The organism is Clostridium beijerinckii HUN142, from assembly GCF_000621745.1.
GTDB lineage: Bacteria > Bacillota > Clostridia > Clostridiales > Clostridiaceae > Clostridium > Clostridium beijerinckii_A.
Genome location: NZ_JHXK01000019.1, coordinates 59,884 through 80,592 on the forward strand (window position 1 = coordinate 59,884; position 20,709 = coordinate 80,592).

General features: G+C 30.6%; 21 protein-coding genes and 1 tRNA gene. 20 read left to right on the plus strand and 2 right to left on the minus strand.

The annotated features are described in order from the left end of the window. The first annotated feature begins 9 nt into the window (after positions 1-9). The 20 genes from T483_RS0110040 to T483_RS0110135 all read left to right on the plus strand — a co-directional run bounded on the left by T483_RS0110040 (position 10) and on the right by T483_RS0110135 (position 18,452). Positions 10-1,335: a 6-phospho-alpha-glucosidase gene (locus tag T483_RS0110040; RefSeq protein ID WP_026886732.1), complete on the plus strand. Its 1,326-nt coding sequence runs from the start codon at positions 10-12 to the stop codon at positions 1,333-1,335. 8 nt (positions 1,336-1,343) lie between these two features. After that, entirely contained in the window at positions 1,344-1,829 is a 486-nt protein-coding gene (locus T483_RS0110045; protein WP_026886733.1) for a PTS sugar transporter subunit IIA, read from the plus strand. Between the two features lie 344 nt (positions 1,830-2,173). Next, a complete protein-coding gene (locus tag T483_RS0110050) occupies positions 2,174-2,359 on the plus strand; it encodes a DUF1778 domain-containing protein (RefSeq protein WP_026886734.1) in 186 nt (61 codons plus the stop codon). A 234-nt stretch (positions 2,360-2,593) separates the two neighbouring features. After that, a complete protein-coding gene (locus T483_RS0110055; RefSeq protein WP_026886735.1) occupies positions 2,594-3,487 on the plus strand; it encodes a ParM/StbA family protein in 894 nt (297 codons plus the stop codon). Continuing rightward, positions 3,480-3,746, plus strand: a complete 267-nt coding sequence (locus T483_RS0110060; protein WP_026886736.1) for a hypothetical protein — start codon at positions 3,480-3,482, stop codon at positions 3,744-3,746. Before T483_RS0110055 ends, T483_RS0110060 begins: the two co-directional genes overlap by 8 nt. Positions 3,747-4,015: 269 nt before the next feature. After that, the gene (locus T483_RS0110065) at positions 4,016-4,489 is read left to right on the plus strand and encodes a hypothetical protein (protein WP_026886737.1); all 474 of its coding nucleotides are present in this window, start codon (positions 4,016-4,018) and stop codon (positions 4,487-4,489) included. A 351-nt stretch (positions 4,490-4,840) separates the two neighbouring features. Further along, a complete protein-coding gene (locus tag T483_RS0110070; protein ID WP_026886738.1) occupies positions 4,841-6,196 on the plus strand; it encodes a sucrose-specific PTS transporter subunit IIBC in 1,356 nt (451 codons plus the stop codon). Between the two features lie 190 nt (positions 6,197-6,386). Next, positions 6,387-7,379: a LacI family DNA-binding transcriptional regulator gene (locus T483_RS0110075; protein ID WP_026886739.1), complete on the plus strand. Its 993-nt coding sequence runs from the start codon at positions 6,387-6,389 to the stop codon at positions 7,377-7,379. 21 nt (positions 7,380-7,400) lie between these two features. Continuing rightward, positions 7,401-8,858, plus strand: coding sequence for a glycoside hydrolase family 32 protein (locus T483_RS0110080; RefSeq protein WP_026886740.1), 1,458 nt, complete (start codon positions 7,401-7,403; stop codon positions 8,856-8,858). Then, positions 8,851-9,789 carry a carbohydrate kinase family protein gene (locus tag T483_RS0110085; protein WP_026886741.1) on the plus strand — a complete coding sequence of 313 codons (939 nt, stop codon included), beginning with the start codon at positions 8,851-8,853 and terminating at the stop codon, positions 9,787-9,789. Before T483_RS0110080 ends, T483_RS0110085 begins: the two co-directional genes overlap by 8 nt. 214 nt (positions 9,790-10,003) lie before the next feature. Then, the gene (locus T483_RS0110090; RefSeq protein WP_026886742.1) at positions 10,004-10,453 is read left to right on the plus strand and encodes a nucleoside deaminase; all 450 of its coding nucleotides are present in this window, start codon (positions 10,004-10,006) and stop codon (positions 10,451-10,453) included. Positions 10,454-10,741: 288 nt separating this feature from the next. Beyond that, the gene (locus tag T483_RS0110095; RefSeq protein ID WP_026886743.1) at positions 10,742-11,092 is read left to right on the plus strand and encodes a CidA/LrgA family protein; all 351 of its coding nucleotides are present in this window, start codon (positions 10,742-10,744) and stop codon (positions 11,090-11,092) included. Further along, the gene (locus T483_RS0110100) at positions 11,089-11,793 is read left to right on the plus strand and encodes an LrgB family protein (RefSeq protein WP_026886744.1); all 705 of its coding nucleotides are present in this window, start codon (positions 11,089-11,091) and stop codon (positions 11,791-11,793) included. The genes T483_RS0110095 and T483_RS0110100 overlap by 4 nt, the downstream gene beginning before the upstream one ends. Before the next feature lie 16 nt (positions 11,794-11,809). Then, complete coding sequence (locus tag T483_RS0110105) at positions 11,810-12,397, plus strand: hypothetical protein (protein WP_026886745.1); 588 nt, start codon at positions 11,810-11,812, stop codon at positions 12,395-12,397. A 21-nt stretch (positions 12,398-12,418) separates the two neighbouring features. After that, positions 12,419-13,090: a FadR/GntR family transcriptional regulator gene (locus T483_RS0110110; protein WP_026886746.1), complete on the plus strand. Its 672-nt coding sequence runs from the start codon at positions 12,419-12,421 to the stop codon at positions 13,088-13,090. A gap of 82 nt (positions 13,091-13,172) precedes the next feature. Further along, positions 13,173-14,348: an SAM-dependent methyltransferase gene (locus T483_RS0110115; RefSeq protein WP_026886747.1), complete on the plus strand. Its 1,176-nt coding sequence runs from the start codon at positions 13,173-13,175 to the stop codon at positions 14,346-14,348. Positions 14,349-14,637: 289 nt separating this feature from the next. Next, a tRNA-Ser gene (locus T483_RS0110120) sits at positions 14,638-14,727 on the plus strand. Between the two features lie 748 nt (positions 14,728-15,475). After that, positions 15,476-16,264, plus strand: a complete 789-nt coding sequence (locus T483_RS0110125; protein ID WP_026886748.1) for an alpha/beta fold hydrolase — start codon at positions 15,476-15,478, stop codon at positions 16,262-16,264. A gap of 249 nt (positions 16,265-16,513) precedes the next feature. Then, positions 16,514-16,957 carry a MarR family winged helix-turn-helix transcriptional regulator gene (locus T483_RS0110130; protein WP_026886749.1) on the plus strand — a complete coding sequence of 148 codons (444 nt, stop codon included), beginning with the start codon at positions 16,514-16,516 and terminating at the stop codon, positions 16,955-16,957. 46 nt (positions 16,958-17,003) lie between these two features. Then, the gene (locus T483_RS0110135) at positions 17,004-18,452 is read left to right on the plus strand and encodes an MFS transporter (RefSeq protein ID WP_026886750.1); all 1,449 of its coding nucleotides are present in this window, start codon (positions 17,004-17,006) and stop codon (positions 18,450-18,452) included. A gap of 236 nt (positions 18,453-18,688) precedes the next feature. Here the strand turns inward: T483_RS0110135 and T483_RS0110140 are convergent, their stop codons facing one another. Both T483_RS0110140 and T483_RS0110145 read right to left on the minus strand, forming a co-directional pair. Continuing rightward, entirely contained in the window at positions 18,689-18,934 is a 246-nt protein-coding gene (locus T483_RS0110140) for a hypothetical protein (RefSeq protein WP_026886751.1), read from the minus strand. Between the two features lie 437 nt (positions 18,935-19,371). After that, on the minus strand, positions 19,372-20,709 hold the full coding sequence (locus T483_RS0110145; protein WP_026886752.1) for a 6-phospho-alpha-glucosidase: 1,338 nt from the start codon (positions 20,707-20,709) through the stop codon (positions 19,372-19,374).

Sequence of the window (20,709 nt, forward strand, 5' to 3'; positions counted from 1 at the left end):
GTAATATATATGAAAAAACATTCTATTGTTATTGCAGGAGGCGGAAGCACATTCACTCCAGGAATAGTTATGATGCTATTAGATAATCTACACCGTTTTCCAATTAGAAAATTAAAATTATATGATAATGATGCTGAACGTCAAAGTGTTATTGGTGAGGCTTTAGATATTGTATTAAAAGAAAATGCACCGGATATTGAATTTTCTTATACTACAGATCCAAAAGAAGCATTTACAGATGTTGACTTCTGTATGGCTCATATACGTGTTGGAAAATATGAAATGCGTGAAAAGGATGAAAAGATTCCTTTAAAATATGGAGTACTTGGTCAAGAAACTTGTGGGCCAGGAGGAATTGCATATGGAATGAGAAGTATAGGAGGCATGCTAGAATTAATAGATTTAATGGAAAAATACTCCCCAGACTGTTGGATGCTAAACTATTCAAATCCAGCATCAATTGTAGCTGAGGCTTGCCGTAGATTAAAACCAAATTCGAAGGTATTAAATATTTGTGATATGCCTGTTGGAACTCTTCGTCGTATGGCTGGCATTGTGAACTTAGAACCAGGTGATTTAGAAGTTAAATACTTTGGATTAAATCACTTTGGATGGTGGACTAGCGTTAAGGATAAACAAGGTAATGATTTAACAGATATAATTAAAGCCTATGTTGCAGAAAATGGCTATTTAACTGTAAAAGAAGTGGAGACACAACATACTGATCCAAGCTGGCAGGAAACTCATAAGAAAGCAAAAGATTTGTTAGCAGTAGATCCGAGGTTTTTACCAAATACCTACCTAAAGTACTATCTGTATCCAGATTATGTTGTAGAACATTCTAATGCAGAATATTCTAGAGCAAATGAGGTTATGGATGGAAGAGAAAAAGATGTGTTTAACGCAGCACGTTCTATTACAAAGGCAGGAACGGCAAAAGGTGGAGAATTCCATATTGATGCTCATGCAAGTTTTATTGTAGATTTAGCTAGAGCAATTGCTTATAATACTCATGAAAGAATGTTATGTATTGTAGAGAATAAAGGTGCTATTTCTAATTTTGATCCAACGGCTATGGTTGAGGTTCCATGTATTGTTGGAAGTGATGGACCAGAACCTTTAGCGCAAGGAGAAATTCCTCAATTCCAAAAGGGATTGATGGAGCAGCAAGTATCAGTAGAAAAATTAGTTGTTGAAGCATGGATTGAAAATAGCTATTTGAAATTATGGCAGGCACTTACTTTATCTAAGACTGTACCAAGTGCTAGTGTTGCTAAGTTGCTACTAGATGAGCTTATTGAAGCTAATAAAGGCTATTGGCCGGAATTAAAGTAGAGGTAAATATGTTTAAGAATTTATTTAATAAAAATAAGAATAAAGTATTTTATGCTTTTGCTGATGGTGTAAGTATTGACTTAAGTGAGGTTAATGATGAAGTGTTCTCACAAAAAATGATGGGGGAAGGAGTCGCTATTAAACCAAGTGAAGGAAAAATATATTCACCTTGTGATGGAACTATAGCAGCAGTTATGAAAGAAAGTAAACACGCAGTTGGTATTAGAACAAAAGATGGAATGGAGTTTCTAATTCATGTAGGAATTGATACTGTAGCTTTAAACGGAGAAGGTTTTGAATTACATTGTGAAGAAGGAAAAGCAGTAAAAAAAGGTGATATTATCTTAAGTTTTGATAGAAAACTTATTAGGGAGAAGGGATTGGATGATATCACCATGCTAGTAATATCTGAACCTAATAATTATAAGGTTGTAGACATTCATACTGGTTTGGATATGAAGGCAAATGAGATAATTCTACTGGAGTACAATTAGTTTAGTAAAGATACAATAAATTAAAATGATAAGTTATAAAGGTTAATTTAAATGATCTAGAGTATAATATGTGCTCTAGATTATTTTTATATTTTTTAAATTATAGTTATTAAATAATCTTTTATACAAGTCAAGATGGTAGTGAGAGATTCAAGGCTATATGCTGGAGTAACGTGTATAATTGATAACATATATCTGATATGAAAAGCAAAATACGAAAGAAGTCGAGAGATTTTATGATTCTTATGCTATATTTTTACAAAAAATGTAAAACAAGTATGGTATTGTATGTAATGTATAAATTGTAATTACATTATATACAGTATGTGGGATGGGGGGATACGATGAAAGATGCTACCATAATGCTCAGGGTTACAACGGAACAGAAGCTAGCCATAAAGAGAATGGCCAGAAAGCAAGGGATGACTATTACAGAATTCATGCTATTTAATATGATGAAATCGATTAGTAAATCTGAATTATCTGAAATAAATGGAGAGATTGACTTAAATTTAGAATCTAAAAGATAGTCAATTGAGCTTGAGTTTTATTTACTTGTATATAAAGTATGGACAAGCAATACGATGTACAAAAGTATTTAATTGCCTAAGGTAATAGTAGTATGATAGCTATATAAACTACGCACAAAGGAATATTAATGGAGAAACATTTCATAAGGATAAATAATTTTTAGAAAACAGTGGTATAAACGCCATAAAAAGATATTCAAATAGAATGTAAAAGCAAAAAAGGGGGATTAAAAAATGAGAATCAGTGCAGATATAGGCTACAATACAACAAACTTTATTGGACATAATATAGAAGGCTCCTTTTCATCGACCGTAAAAGAAAAGATGCACGAATTGGAGACAGCTAAATATACAGTTGAGTACAATAATAAAACATATTTAATTGGTAATGATGATGGTTTTACCAGTATTGAACATTCAAGAGATAAGGATATTATATTTCATATTTGCTTATATACAGCCATAGCAGCTACAATGAGTTCCACAATAGATAACAATGTAAGAGTTATAACTGGACTTCCGGCTCAATTTTTTGCAGAACAAAAGAATTCTTTGATAAGAGCTCTTGAAAATAGACGAGTGTTTATGAAGCTTAATGGAGAAAATAGAAGTTTTACTATTACAAAAGTAATCGTATTTCCTCAATCGGCAGGATTATTTTTATATGATAAATCACTAGTAGAAAAGGATACTCTAGTAGTAGATATAGGTGGTGGTACATTAGACATAGCATATATGAGCAATGGTCAATTTAAAGAAGGTAGAACATATCCACTAGGAGTAAATCCCACATATGATGTGCTTTTACAAGAGTTAACCAAGTATGGAGTAAACTATTCTAATCGTATGAAGGCAGAACAAATAATTGCAGATAAGGCTATATTTGTAGAAGGCAAGGAAGTAAACGTAAGTAAAGATATTGACAATGTATTAAGTTTGAGAGCGGGAGAAATAATAAATGCTATAAAACAGGCATTTCCAGAGCAATCAAAGTATTCGAGATTTGTTTTTATAGGCGGGGGAGCCTTATTGCTTAAAAGTTATTTGAGCGACTACAGAGTGTTGGACGATGCACAGATGATTAATGTAAAGACGTATGACATAATAGGTAAGAGTAAGAATGTGTAAAAAGATAAAAACCACAATTACTTTAGCTCCCCATATTAAGGAATTTGCATCTAAAGAAGCCAAGTCTCTTGGTTTAGATTTTTCAGCATATATAACTGTGCTAATAGCTGAAAAAATGAGAGGAAATATGATACCTTCAACTATTAAAAAAATTAGTGATGATAAAGTTGATGAGGCAGCTATAGATATAGATGTAAAAGAATCTATAAAAATAGACAGTGATCAGGAAAATGAGATTGATAGATTGTTGCAATGGTAGAGAACAGATGAATTTTTTCATCTGTTTTTATCATCAACAAAAAATATAAGTTTATAGCTGATGGATTATAGAAATTTATATGAAATGTATGTGACATTTTACAAAAAGTAAAGGAACTAATACAATTGGACGCTCTTAATATGTATAATAATAATTAAGTATTGGTGAAACATAGCTTTTATTAGAATAAATATTATATTTACTATATAATATAAACTAATTTAAAATATTTATTATAGATATAACTTGTTTAAAGAGGGAGTGAGAATATGGAAGTTGTTTTGGAGCAGTTTATTTCATCAGATAAACCTAAGAGAATTAGTAACATACTTCAAAAGATTTCAATTATTTTTTTGGTAGTTGCATTAATGATTGTTTTTGCATCACCAATAATTGGAATAGCATTAGGAATAGTAGCATTAATATTTTTTGTTGGAAGCTATTTTATGTATATTGATTATGAGTATGAGTTGTATAATGGCGATATAACAATAACTAAGGTTTACAATGCAAGCAGAAGAAAAATTGCGCAAAAGATTAGTAGAGATGACGTGAAAAAAGTATATCCTACAGAGAGAAAAAATGCTCTTAAGAGCGGTGTGGAAGCGTATTATAATACTAACATAAATGGATTAAAGATTTATACTTTTGAATTGAACAATAAAAAAATAATACAATTAGCATTAAATGAAGAACTTGAGAAAATAGTTAAGATAATTTACGTTCAAAAAATGACATTTTAAAAATAGAGTATAGCGGATAAGTGTGTTCCTTAAAATTATTAAAGGGAATACACTTTTTTTCATTTCCAAAGGATTAATTATTTTAAATATAGATTTAGCTTTATAATAAATAATATAAGTGGGAACAGTACCACAAGGTTAAGAGTCACTTTTTTTCATATTATAACATACATAGATTAAGGTATAGAGTTGATTATATTTAAATAAATACTTGATGAATAGTAAGGAATAGAAGAAAAATTAAAAAGCTATTAATTGCATGAAAAAAATATTGACACGCTACATGTGGAACTGGTATCATATGATTGTGAAAACGATTTTTAAAGTAAAACAAATTAGGAGGGTACATTAATGAAAGAACAACTAGTGGCAAAAGAAATTCTAGAGCATATTGGCGGAAAAGAAAATATAAAATCATTAGAACATTGTGCAACTAGATTAAGGCTTATACTTAATGATAAGGAAAAGATAAATGAGAAAGCCATTGAGAATATTGATGGCGTGAAAGGACAATTTTTTGCAGCAGCGCAATATCAAATAATTCTTGGAACAGGATTTGTAAATAAGGTTTATGATGTTATAGTTGGACAAAATTCTGATTTGGTAACTGGAAATAACAAAGAGGAAGCGTATAGTCAAATGACATTAATCCAAAAAATATCTAGAACTTTTGGAGATGTATTTGTACCTATAATACCAGTATTAGTCGCAACAGGTTTGTTTATGGGGTTAAGAGGCCTTTTAACCAATCTAGGAATCCAAATGAATGAAAATTTTATTCTCTTTACACAAGTATTAACAGATACTGCTTTTGCATTTTTACCAGCGTTAGTTGCATGGTCAACGATGAAAAAGTTTGGAGGGACACCAGTAATAGGCATAGTAATAGGATTAATGCTTGTATCACCGAGTTTGCCAAATGCTTATGCTGTGGCAGCAGGAACAGCAACTCCGATTAATCTAACTATATTAGGATTAAGTATTCCTGTTGTTGGATATCAAGGATCTGTATTGCCAGCATTAGTTTTAGGAATTATTGCAGCTAAAACTCAAAAGGCACTTAAGAAAGTAGTTCCAGATGTATTAGATTTAATAGTGACACCATTTATTACATTATTATTTTCAATGATATTGGGATTATTAATAGTTGGGCCAATTATGCATAATGCAGAACAATTAATATTTGGAGCTATTAAAGGATTTATGGGCCTTCCATTTGGATTAGGTGGACTAGTTGTTGGTGGCGTGCATCAACTTATAGTTGTTACTGGAGTTCACCATGCATTAAATGCTTTAGAAGTTGAATTACTATCAAGCACAGGAAAAGATGCATTTAATGCAATGATAACTTGTGGTATTGTAGCACAAGGTGCTGCAGCTTTAGCAGTAGCATTCAAAACAAAAGATAAAAAGAAACGTTCATTATACATTTCATCAGCGATTCCAGCATTTTTAGGCATTACTGAACCAGCAATATTTGGTGTGAATTTAAGATTTATAAAACCTTTTATATTTGGATGTGCAGGAGGAGCCGTTGGTGGAATGCTTTCAGGAATACTTCACCTAGCAGGCACCGGAATGGGTATTACAGCATTACCAGGTATGTTATTGTATGTGGGCAATCTTGGAGGGTACATTTTAGTTAATGCTATAGCTATAGCAGTTGCTTTTTGCTTAACATTCTTCTTCTTTAAGGCAGAAGAATAGAAATAAGAAAATAATATTCAGATGTATTATAGATAGATTTAGTAGGTATAATTTTATCTGCTAAATCTATCAAGTTATATAAAATTCTCTTTTATGTATTAGTATATATATACGTTTATAAGTTATCTTTTCAATAATATGTAGGAATGATATATAATAATATTTATATAAAACATATATGGAGGATAATATGGATCGAAAAGTCACAATTCAAGATATTGCTAATATGGTCAATGTTTCAAAGAGTAGTGTTTCTAGATACTTGAATAATGGATATGTGAGCGAAGAAAATGCTAAAAAGATAAAAGAAGCGATTGAAAAGACCGGATTTGAAACTAATTTTTTTGCAAAGAGATTAAAGACTAAAAGAAGTGGGTTAGTTGGAATTGTAATTCCTAGAATTGATTCTGTTACAATAGGCAAGGTGTTAACTGGTATCAATAAAAAGTTAATGGAAAATGATTATCAAGGAATTATTTTGATCAGTGAATTGGATATAGAAAAAGAGTTAGCGAATATTAATAGCCTTTATCAGCAAGGGGTTGATGGAATAATTATTAATTCTATGGCTATTACTAAAAAGCATATTCAATTAATTAGTAAGCTTAGTATTCCAACTATATTTACAGGACAAAAAAATGAATTTACTAATTATATAAAAATAGATGATTATGAAGCAGGGAAAATCCTTGGAAGTTACTTTAAGTCTAAAGGACATACAAATATAGTATTTTTAGGAGTGAATGAATGGGATATAGCGGTGGGAGTGGATCGTAAAAACGGATTCATTGATGCTGTAAAGAAAGATAATCCAGATTGTAATGTCCAATTTGTTGAAACTGATTTTTCATTTACTAATGCATATAGTAAGGCTAGCAAGGCGTTAGAGTATAGGCCGACAGCAATAGTTTGTGCAACTGATAATATTTGTCTAGGAGTGCTTAGATACTTGCATGAAAATAATATTAAGGTTCCAGAAGAAATTTCGGTAGCTGGATTTGGAGGATATGACATAGGAAGTGTTTCATACCCTACACTTACGACAGTAGCTTTTGATTATGAATTAATCGGTATAAAAGCAGCTCAAGGAATCCTGGATTTAATAGAGGGAAAAGAGTTAGAAGAGAATAAAGATACTTCCTTGAAGCTAATAGAAAGAGAAAGTGTGGGTGGGATTAATTAAATTAATAGGAGAAGAGGAAAGATGCCAAACCCAAAATCATACCAGGAAATAAACCAAAAATTAAATAATTATTACAGTAATAAAGAAACGAGTAGATGGCAAAACAACTTTCACATTGAGATGCCATTTGGTTTGATCAATGACCCAAATGGATTAAGTTATTACGACAATAAGTTTCATATATTCTATCAATGGAATCCATTTGGATGTGAGCATAAAACAAAGCACTGGGGATTAGTAACAACAACCAATTTCATTAACTTTACTAAGCCCAAAATAGCGTTAAAACCACAAGATTGGTTTGATAGAAATGGATGCTATTCAGGTTGTGGATTGGTTAAAGATAATGAGTTAAAGTTATACTACACAGGAAACGTAAAAGGTACAAATGGTGAAAGAGAGTCATATCAGTGCTTAGCCACTTATCATAAAGATGGAATAATAGATAAATATGGAGTAATTATAGACAAACAGCCAAACGGATATACATCTCACTTTAGAGATCCATATGTATTTATAGAAGATGACACTTATTACATGATATTAGGTGTTCAAAGTGAAGATTTAAAAGGAAGAGCTTTAATTTATGAATCAATAGATTCAGTTAAATGGAGCTTGCTTGGTGAGTTAAAGACAGATATGAAGGACTTTGGATACATGTGGGAATGTCCCAATATAATAAGTATAAGTAAAGGCAAACATGCATTTATATTTTCACCACAAGGTTTAGAAAAAGAAGAATTGAAAAATCAAAATTTATATCAGTCAGGATATGTAATTGGTGAGCTAGATATAAAGAGCGTTGAGTTGAAAAATCATAGTAGATTTAAAGAATTAGATATGGGATTTGATTTTTATGCTCCACAAATATTTAAGCATAATGGTGAGAATATAATGATTGGATGGATCGGAATGCCAGATAGGGACTCTGAATATCCGACATATAAGCATGGATGGATGTATTCACTAACTATGCCTAGAGTTTTAGAGTATAAGAATAATATTCTTTACCAAAGACCTCTTGATGAAATGATGAATTTAAGGAAAAATCAATTAATAAATATTAAAGGTTTAGCTTCTAATAGCTATAATTTGGCTTTAAATTCACGCTCGGTAGAAATAGAGTTGAATTTGGAAATTAACGGTGTTGAATCTACAGAAATTAAATTTAAATTTAATGATGAATCGATATCAATAATTTATGATGTCATGAAACAAATATGCCTAGTTGATAGAAGTAATATGGGAATTGGTGGAAAGGGGATAAGAAAATTTAAATTAAAAGCTTCGCAAGAATTAAAATTGAATGTATTTATTGACAATTCGGTGATGGAAATATATTATCAAGATGGATTAGAAGTAACAACATTAACATATTACCCTAAGAGTGAAGGATTAGAACTTCAAATAAGAAATGATAGCAAAATTACAATTAATGAGCTAAATATATGGAACTTAAGGAGTGTGAAGTATGAATAATAATGTTTTTTGCATTGGAGAACTTTTAATTGATATGGTTTGTGTAGATAATAAAGGTTTAAAAAATGGAGAGAAATTTGAGAAAAAAGCAGGTGGAGCACCAGCAAATGTAGCGGCGAGTATTTGTAAATTAGAAGGTAATGCTTATTTTTTAGGACAAGTAGGTAATGATTTTTTTGGTAAGCATTTAGTTGAGTTGCTAAAAAGCTTGAATATAAATACTGAGATGACCGTAGAAAGAGGAAGTACAACAATTGCATTAGTTGGAATTGATGCAATTGGTGAACGTAACTTTGACTTCCTAAGAGGTAGTGATGGGGAATATTCGTTTGATAATATAGATTTATCGAAGATAAGTAATTCAGATATAATTCATTTTGGGTCTGCAACGGGATTTTTAGAGGGAGAGTTAAAAAAGACATATTTTAAACTATTAGAATATGCGAAATCTAATAACATATATGTATCATTTGATCCTAATTACCGCGATGCACTAATCACTCAAGACAAGTTAGAGTTGTTTGTTGAGGATTGTGTTAAATTCTTGAGATATAGTAACTTTACGAAACTAAGTGATGAAGAATTATATTTAATAACAAAAGAAAAAGATATAGAAAGCGCTGTTAACAAGTTACATGAAATTGGAGTTAAGGTTGTAACAGTTACTTTAGGGTCTAAGGGCACATACTTAAGTGTTAATGGAAAGAATGAAGTAATACCATCTATAGAAATTAAGCAAGTAGATTCCACTGGTGCAGGAGATGCATTTGTTGGAGCTGTATTAAGACAGGTATCTGATATTGATGACAAAAAGAGTATAAGTTTTGATAGATGGAAAGAGATAGTTTCATTTGCAAATAAGGTAGGGGCGATAACATGCACGAACTACGGTGCTATAGCTTCAATGCCGACACTAAATGAATTAAATTAAGCCGAGTTAGATGAATTCATATATAGAAGGGAGATATTTTAAATATATCCCTTCTATATTTTTGGATTTTTATTTGATTATTGAATATAAGTTGATAGCGATGAGTATGAAACTTATGATTTTATATTTTTATTATATGGTAGAATGTTGAGAAAGGAACATGTATAATATTAAAAATCTTTAGTTAAGAAAATTTATGATGGGAGCATTACAAATGGTTGATTTTCTAAAAATTGCAAAAGAGGAAGCTAAGATGGCAATGAAAAAAGGAGAGATTCCAGTAGGAGCAGTAATTGTATTGGATGATAAAATAATAGGAAGAGCTCATAATCTAAAAGAAACCTTAAATGATAGTACCGCTCATGCTGAGATTTTAGCGATTAAAGAAGCTTCAAAATTTATTGGAGATTGGAGATTAAATAGAGCTGAAATGTATGTGACATTAGAACCTTGTCCAATGTGTGCGGGTGCGATAATTCAAAGTAGAATATCTAAAATATATATTGGAACATTTAATAAAGATATGGGAGCTTGTGGTTCAGTAATTGATGTTACGAATAATAAATGGTTAAATTCCTTTGTAAGTACTAAATGGTTATATGATAAAGAGTGTTCTGATATCATGTTGGAGTTTTTCTGTAGTAGAAGAAATAAGTATAAATAAATTATAAAATATATATTAAGTTAAGAATGGAATTAATTTTTAAATTTATTCCAATATAGAAATAAACTTTGCACTTTAAATCTTAAAAATAGTAGATTTAAAGTGCTTTTCATATTTAAAGAGATTAGTAAAGATATAGGTAGTTAGTGAGAGCCAATCGGAAATATGGAGAATAAAACCACATTTTTGGAATATTATGAAGTTGAGATATGAAAATAAATATGATATAGTAATAGCAACTGGTCAGACCACTATACCAATAATTTTTACATAAGAGGTGATTTTTAGTTGAAGTATTTAAAACAGTTAATGATTATTCTAATATCATATTTTTTAGGAACAATAGTACAAGTAGTTTTTAAATTACCTATACCAGGCACAGTTTTAGGTCTTATTTTTCTTTTCTTGTCACTATATTTTGGAATTGTTAAAGTTGAGATGATTGAAGATATATGTGAAGTATTAATATCCCATATGTCATTTTTGTTTATTCCAGCTGGAGTAGGGTTAGTGACATCATTTCAAGCAATTAAAGGTAAGATTGTACCTTTTTCTGCTATAGTTGTTATTTCCACATTTGTAGTTTGGATTGTGACTGCCTACGTTGTTAAATTTTTAAGGAAGGTGACTTCGAAATGAATGATATGATAAATTCACCTGTTTTTGGGGTTTTAATATCTATTATTGCTTATGAAATAGGTCTTTTAATAAAACAAAAACTTAAGCTTTCAATATTTAATCCATTGCTTATAGCAATAATAATTCTGATTACATTTTTATTGAAGTTTAATATCAATTATGATGATTATAATAGCGGAGGACAAGTGATTTCTTTCTTTTTGGCTCCAGCAACTATTGCATTAGCATTGCCACTATATAAAAAGTTTTCTTTATTTAAAGAAAATGCTTTGCCTATTTTACTAGGTATTTTATTTGGAGCTGTATCTGGGATAATATCTGTAATTCTGCTTTCTAAGGCATTTAATCTGTCAAGTGAGCTTACAAAATCATTAATTCCTAAATCTATAACAACGCCCATAGGAATGGCACTATCTAAGCAGTTAGGGGGGCTTCCTTCTGTAGCTGTTGTTGCTATTATAATTACTGGAATACTAGGTTCTATCATTGGACCGTTTTTATATAAAATATTAAGGATAAATGATAAAGTAGCTATGGGAATTGCAATGGGAAGTTCATCACATGCTGTTGGAACGGCTAAAGCTATGGAAATAGGAGAAATCGAAGGGGCTATGAGTAGTTTAACTATTGCAATTTCAGGGATTGTTACTGTACTGATAGCACCTATATTATTGAATTTGTTTTCAATGTTTTTTAATTAGTTGAGGGGGTGTTATCTTGGGTGATAATAAAGATAATTACAAAAAGGGAGTAAGTCCAATTAATAAGTTGTTTAATTCTATTGATAATTTATTAATTGAAGAGAGAGAACAGAGGTTAAAAATAAGGTTAGGAAAAGAAATAAGAAATAGTATATTTACTGATGAAATTGTACTAAAACTTAATGAAAATGACTTCTCTGGTTTAATTGATGAGGAAGATAATAACATGGCAATGCTTTTTTCTAGCATATTTCCAATATTTATAAAAAGTAGGGATGTTATCTTTAGACTGTACAAACATAAAATTGAAGTTAATTTATCTGATGAAATGAGCGATAGATATATATATATATTTTCTGATGGAAGGCTAACCTCGGGATTATTTCAATGTTTTAAATTAAGTGATGATGAATATGTATATGGGATAAAGAGAATAATTGATAGTATTCCTCTTTTTAAAACTGCTATCATGAGCACATTGGATAGCTTTAGAAAAAATATTAATATGCATAACCATAAGATAGAAAATTCAAAAAATAAAGAACTATTGGCAGAAAGAAATTATGATGAATTACTTAACTACTTATCAAAAGCAAACATATAAAGTTTTGAGAGGATGATATCGATGTTAAGTCCTGTGAAAAGTACAAAGATATATGAAATAGTAATAGAGCAAATAAAAGAAATTGTTAAAAGAGGAGAACTAAAGAGTGGGGATAAGTTACCCTCAGAGAGAGATTTATGTGAGAAGCTTGAAGTTAGCAGAGCATCTGTTAGGGAAGCTTTGAAATCGCTACAAATGCTTGGGCTTATAGAATCTAAGCATGGTGAAGGAAATTTTATCAATGAGAATTTCGAAAATAGTCTGCTTGAACCGTTATCTATTGTATTCTTACTTCTAGGAAGCAAAAGTCAGGATGTTCTTGAGCTTAGAAAGATAATTGAACCAGAAACAGCAGCTATTGCCGCTAAAAATATAACAGATGAACAACTTATAGAATTGAAGGAAATAATGGACGAATTAAATAATAATTCAGATATTGAAGCTTGTGCTGTATTAGACAAAAAATTTCATTATAAAATAGCGCAAGCTACTGGCAATCACTTAATTTCAACTATAATGTTTTCTATATCTTCTTTGGTTGAAAAATATATTGAAAATTCAAAAGTTCATACTATTAATAAAATACTTGTAAAAAATCATCATGAAGAAATATGGAGAGCTTTAAAAGATCATAATTCTAATGCAGCTTCAATTGCAGCACAAAAACACTTGGAATTAAATCACATTGTTTAGAATCTATTTAGAAATTTAATTTGTATATTTCTGTTTAAAGTTCTATATTTAATAATTAATTTTAAATAGGGAGATGACTATCATGATTATTGATAAAATATTTTACAAAACATTATTTAAGAATTTATTTTCAGATACTTTTGAATTAAAACTTTGGGATGGAAGTTCAGAAATTTATGGGGAAGGAAATCCAGAATTTAGAATAATATTTAACGAACCTATTCCTAAGGCTGATATTATAAAGGATCCTTCATTAACGTTTGGTGAAGCTTATATGACTAAAAAAATAGATATTGAAGGGAGCATTCAAAAAGTTATAGAATCCTTATATAATAATCAGGAAAGTTTTTTGAGTAATAGTGACAAATATGCAAATTTACTAAGGATGGCTACAAATAATATTAAAAATAGTAAGAAAAATATTGAGTACCACTATGATATTGGAAATGACTTTTATAAATTATGGTTAGATGATACTATGACATATTCATGTGGATACTTTAAATCTAAAAGTGATTCACTAACCCAAGCGCAAAAGAATAAAGTAGAGCATATTCTTAAAAAGTTAAATTTAAAAGAAGGTGAAAGACTACTCGATATAGGTTGTGGCTGGGGAGAACTGATAATTTCTGCAGCAAAAAAATATAAAGTAAAAGCGACAGGAATAACTTTAAGTTCTGAACAATTAGCAAAAGTTAAAGAAAGAATAAAAAATGAAGGATTAGAGGATCTAGTTGAAGTTGAACTTATAGATTATAGGGAAATAAAAAATAGAAGTTTTGATAAAATCGTTAGTGTCGGAATGTTAGAACATGTAGGGCAAGATCATCTTGCAGAGTATTTTTCAAATGTTAATAATTTATTAAACGATAAAGGTGTATCTTTACTCCACTGTATAACATCAACAGAGGTTGGAGGAAATAATACATGGATTGATAAATATATATTCCCGGGCGGATATGTGCCAGCAGTTAGAGAATTAATTAATTGTATGTCGGATGAAAAGTTCGCTTTAATTGATGCAGAAAACCTAAGACTTCATTATGGGAGAACTCTAGAGCATTGGGCAAAGAATTTTGAGAATGCGTTGCCAGAGATAAGGAAGACTAAGGATGAAACATTTATAAGAATGTGGAGATTATATTTAAATGCTTGTGCAGCATCTTTTAATTCGGGAAATATAAGTATTCATCAATTTGTATTTAATAAAGGAGTAAATAATGATTTACCATGGACCAGAGAGTATATGTATAAATAGGATTATATAAATACTTTAAGAGATAACTTTGTGGTGCTATTATCCATTTACTTGTAGAAAATGATAGATAATTAAATTAACAGTAATTTAATAGTAGGCAAAAGTACTTAAATTTTAAGTATTTCTGCCTATTATTTGCGTTAATTAGGAAAATGGAAAGACAATAGCTTATATTAAATGTGAATAAATGGATTCTAGTGCATTAAAGTGATAGGATCTCTATATATAAAATATTCAGTTGAATCGGTAACAATTATATGATATTATAATAAAGCATTAAATACTATGTGGAGAGATGTCCGAGTGGTTGAAGGAGCACGCCTGGAAAGCGTGTATAGGGGCAACTCTATCAGGGGTTCAAATCCCCTTCTCTCCGCCATGGAAATAAGATGTTAAAAGTGCCTGAGAACTTAGTGAAACTAAGGATTCAGGCACTTTTTAAGTTGTCCAAATCATACCCCAACCTACCGTATGAAATGTTAAGTTACCAGATATATTGTAATCAAATGCGGCGATGCAACACTTTATGCGAGCGTGGATGGGAGATAATAATATAAAGAGGAGTGTGCTACTTAGCATGGAAAAAGACTTACGTAGTGTTTCGAGAGATATAAAATTTTAAATGAACTGTTATGGTTAGATAAAAAATATAAATAAGTTTGTAAAAATAATTTTGAAAGACAGTGGAGAACTAAGATGTGAAGATGAGGCGTTGCAAGAATAATTAGAAGTTGACTACAGTATGAACTCAAATTCATAAATTATAAATTAAAGGTACAAGTAAAGGGTTGCTTGTACCTTTAATTATATTTCCGCATAAAGTGTAAGCAGGTGAAATTTTATAAGTTTGCTTAATGTTTTTTTATCATTTGTTATTTGCAAGATCATTGAAAAGTATTAATTGCACCTATAGCCATAGCATCATTATTACCAATTATGAGTTAAATGAGTTTTTGCTTCATCTTCATAAAATATGTAAAAATAAACAAATAGGTTGACTAGTCAACTTAATGGTGATAAGATATGGTTGACTAGTCAATCGTATTGCAATATGATAGGATGATAAATTTTAAAAGTATAAATTTGATAATGTTTATAAGTAAATATGGACAAGGAGTGGTTTATAAATGAATAAAAACACAGGGGATACTGGAGAGGTAAGCATAGTTGAAAATTTTGATGCTAAAGCTTATAGTACGACATTCGTGCTAATTCATGGGGCATGGCACGGAGCTTGGTGCTGGGATAAACTAGTTCCAATTTTGAGAGTAGGTGGAGCAAAGGTTGTGACTATTGATTGTCCGGGACATGGGGATGATAATTCTACACTTGCATATCAAAACACAGATACATATGTGGCTAAAGTTATTGAAATCATTGATAGGGAACCAAGTAAAGTCATTTTGGTTGGGCACAGCCTTGGTGGTACTATAATTTCAAACGTTGCTGAAAAAAGACCACAAAAAATACAGAGCGTGGTTTATCTTTCAGCAGCTCTCTTGCAAGATGGACAGAATTTTGGTGATATACGTGCACATAAAACTGATTGGTACAGCTCACAGGGTTTTACAGTATTATCGGCAGACAAAAGAAGTGTCACTGTTAAAGAAGATAAGGCTCCATTTTTTTATAATGGTTGCTCAGAAAGCGATATAGAATTTGCAATTACAAAGCTGGGTGGAGAGGCAATTGCAACACTAGATGGCATAGTACATATTACATCTAAAAATTATGGAAGTGTTCCACGATATTATATTAAAACTCTTCAGGATTTATCAGTGCCATTAGAACTGCAAGATAAAATGCTTGATGCAATGCCAGTAAATAAGGTGTATCAATTAGATACAGGACATTCTTCGTTTTTTTCTGATCCGCAGGGGGTAGCAACGATATTATTTGATATTGCTAAGCAGTAGAATTTAATTAGGAGCTGCTATATTATCACTTTGTAGCAAGAGATCAATTATCATGCTTTCAATAATTCAAAAGTAATTTATATAAGTCTGTTGTGAGAACGGGTTGTATGAGGATCAAGATCATGTGAATATAAATAGAATATTCATATTATATGAAGTGAAAATGTCCCACTATAAAGGTTGACAAGTCAACATAACATAAATATAATATAGTAGACTAATCAATTATATTATAAGGAGAGAATAATTATGGATGTTGAAAGCATGAACCTCATAATGATTACAAGTAAAATTTTCAGATATAAGCAAATGTATTTAGAGAAGACTTTAAAAAAATATGGATTAAGCAGTGGGTCAAGCCCATATTTGTTTAATCTTGAAAGAAACGAAGGTATAAGCCAAAACGGTTTAAGCAAAGAACTTGGCAATGACAAGGCAATGTCTGCAAGAACAATTACAAGATTAATAGCTCTTGGTTACGTTTATAGAGAACAAGATGAAAAAGATAGCAGATCTTATAAATTATATTTAACAGACAAAGCAAAAAAAGTATTGCCAAAAATTCATGAAGATGTTGAAACGTTGATGAGCTCAATAACAGAAGATGTATCAGAAGCAGAAATGCTGATTACAATGCAGTCTTTAAAGAAAATTCTAGTCAATATTCGAAGATTAAACGAATTTGAAGATTAAGGTAATACGGTTATATTAGCTAAATGGTGACAAAGGAGGAAAACTAATGGGAAATGTAAAAGATAGAAGCAAGTGGTCCATACTAATAATAGTTTTAATGTTTACATTTATGTCTGCCTTAGATGGTAGTATCGTAAATGTAGCGTTACCTAAAATGGCTACTGCTTTAAATGTAACAACATCTAGTATACAATTAGTTGCAACAAGTTATTTAATAGTCATCGCGGGAACAGTATTAATTTTTGGGAGACTTGGAGACATGTTTGGAAAGTCCAAGATGTTCATATTTGGGTTGGGATTGTTTACCCTTGGTTCTTTGCTATGTGGTATAACAAGCTCTTTTCCAATACTTATTCTAGCACGAGTAGTACAATCTATAGGTGCTGCTGGAACTATGGCTAATAATCAAGGGATTATTACAGAAACATTTCCCCCAAGTGAAAGGGGAAAAGCTCTTGGATTTTTAGGGACTTCTATAGCTTTAGGCTCCCTAATAGGACCAGGACTTGGAGGGCTAATAGTAGGTGCAGCTAGTTGGGAGTATATATTTTTAATAAATGTGCCTATTGGAGTAATAGCATTATTTTGCGCTATTAAATTGTTGCCGAAAGAAAATAAAGCAGCTAAGGGCAAATTAGATATCTTAGGGGCTGTATTATTTGTGTTTGCAATAGTTCCACTTTTTGGAGCTTTATATGAAGGGATAAACATTGGCTTTGAAGATCCAATGATTTTATTGAGCTTTGCCATTGCGATTATCTCATTTATAATATTTATTTTTGTGGAAAAGAAAAAAGAAGATCCTCTATTACAATTGAATATATTTAGTAATAAGTTATTTTCGTTAAGTATATTTTGTGCATTCATAACCTTTGTTGGAATATTCTGCAACAATATCATTCTTCCATTTTATCTTCAGGATGTGATGAATTATACACCAGAACATACTGGATTAATAATGATGGTTGATCCTTTGCTTTTAACAGTAGTAGCTCCTTTTAGTGGAAGTTTATCAGATAAGATTGGTTCAGAAATTTTAACATTCATAGGCTTAATTCTCATAAGCTTAGGATTAGTATTAATGGCTACATTAAATATTGATTCAAATTTATTAATTACAATAGTATTTATTGGAATCATGTCTATTGGTCTGGGATTATTTCAATCGCCTAATAATTCTTTGATAATGTCAACAGTACCAAAAGATAAACTTGGAATTGCAGGAAGTGTAAATGCTCTTGTAAGAAACTTAGGAATGGTATGTGGGATAGCTTTAGCTACAACACTTTTGTATAGTATGATGAGTTCAGCAATCGGACAGCGTGTTACTGATTTTGTAGTAGGAAGAAGTGATGCTTTTATATATGGTATGAGAACTGTATATATAGCGGCAGCGGTAATAAGTTTAATTGGAGCTGTCTTGACTTTTTTTAGATTAAGAAGCAAAAAGCTAAAAAGATCTAATATGTATTTAAAGCACCAGTTTAAAGTTTAATATGGACAAAAGTAAATATATACCTTTATTCATAGAAACATATTTAAAAAGGTAACTATATTCCTATATAACTATAAATATATGTAAATATTTATAGGGTACATCAGAACTTGAGACATCATTGTGTAAAATAAGAGTTTATGAAATATAAGCTCTTATTTTTTTAGTGTGCCCAGCATGGGTACGTGCTAATAGGTGAAAGTCCGTAATGGGAGCTGATAGTGCCAGAATCATAATTATAATAAAGATAAAATAAAGTAAAATAGTCCAAGTATTAATCCCAAAGAAGAATAACTTTGAATTTTTATATCAGTTTTTTTAGATTTTATTAAGGATATGAAACTAATTATTACAGTAACAGTTGGGATAATTATTATATAACGACCTAGGATGGTATTTAATAATCCACCCATAATGAATAATGTTAAGCCTAGCAATGCCCCGACTAAAGAAAGTCTAGTGTTTATTTTATTCGATTCCATTTAAACACCTCCTATTACAATTATATCCACTATAATAGAATTTTCACCGCTAATTTATGAAATTTATTATGAAAGGCGAATGTGGAATTTAGAAGTCGTTGACGGAGCATTAATTAGTAAACATAAATTATTATGATGAAAAAAATTATAAGTTTTTTCATAGAAGTAATAGCATTATATGGAATATGTGGTTTTATATTTTAGTATATTTAATTTTATATTACACACAATAATAACTGAAAGAGGTGGTTCTCATGGACATTGATTTTAACTATAATATTTTAGGATTAGTCCGAAAATGATTTTAAAGTCCCCATAAGTACACTTGTTTCGAAACAGACCAGGGTTTAAAAATAAACCCTGGTTTTATTTTGAAGTATCAGAGAAGATCGTTCGATCAAGTATATAGATTACATAAGTTATGAATCAGCTAGAATCTAATGGAGTTCATTCCAATAGCCTTTGTTTGCCTCCATTAAATCTTTTAATAATTCTTTAGCAATATTAGTGTTTACAACCGTACGATTTAATACAAGTGCCTGTAATGCTTTTTGATAGCTTCCTTCTAAGCACGCGTCTACGGACAGCTTTTCATATGCATATTGATTTTCTATAAGTCCTTTGTAAAAAGTAGGTACACTTCCTACGGCCAATGGTTCAACACCATTACTTCCAACACGGCATGGGACCTCCACCATCATTCCAGATGAAACATTTTGAATAGCTCCATTGTTTTCTGTAATTATTAAGAAGATTTCATTTGTGTTATTGGCAATTGCTGTTGCTAAATCAACTATATATTCTGCATGGCATCCCACATCAGTGTTGATTTCATATTTAGTACCACGAATTGTACCTAAAGATATAATCTCACGCAATCTTTCGTAAGTTTCCTTTTCATTCCCATCCATTACTTCATTAGCTCGTGTGTATTTTGGATTTTCTTTATCTCTCATTTTATTTGGGTATAAATAATATTGCAAATATGTGTTTGGCAGATATTCATCATAATCATTAATCATTTGACTCATAAAATCAAAGGTTGCTTTCCATGAAGGCTCTTTAAAAAGAGGTTCTGTTTGCACATCTACTGGAGTTTTTAATATTTCTCTTAATTTAGGTAAATAATCTTCTCCAGTCTTTTTGTCTAATATATGTGTAAACCATCCAAAATGGTTTAAACCAAAATATTTAGGCTCTAAGTCTTTTCTCTTTAATCCAAGCACACTTGCATAAATGTCCATGATTGCAATTGGCATATCACAAATGTTTATAATGCGATGATCGCCAGGAAATACTCTCTTTGTTGCTTCTGCAACAATTGCAGCTGGGTTTGAATAATTTAAAATCCAACATTCTGGAGAATAAGTACGAATATTTTTTATTAGGTCAATAACAGCAGGGACACTTCTTAATCCATAAGCAAAGCCCCCAGGGCCACATGTCTCCTGACCAAGACATCCATGTTTTAATGAGATTTTTTCATCTTTTTCGCGCATTTTTAATCTTCCTGAACGAATTTGCATAAGTGCAAAGTCTATATCTTTAAAGGCTTCCTTTTCATCAGTAGTATATATAATTTCTTCAAGCTCCGGATAATACTCTTTAAATAAGATTTCAGCATATTTTCCAACTATATTTTGACGTTCACTTTCATTATCATATAAGATAATTTTCTTTAAAGGGAATCTATTTTTTTGATTACATAACATTGCGAGCATATCTGGTGTATAACGGCTTCCTCCACCAACGATACAGATTGAATACTTTTTCAT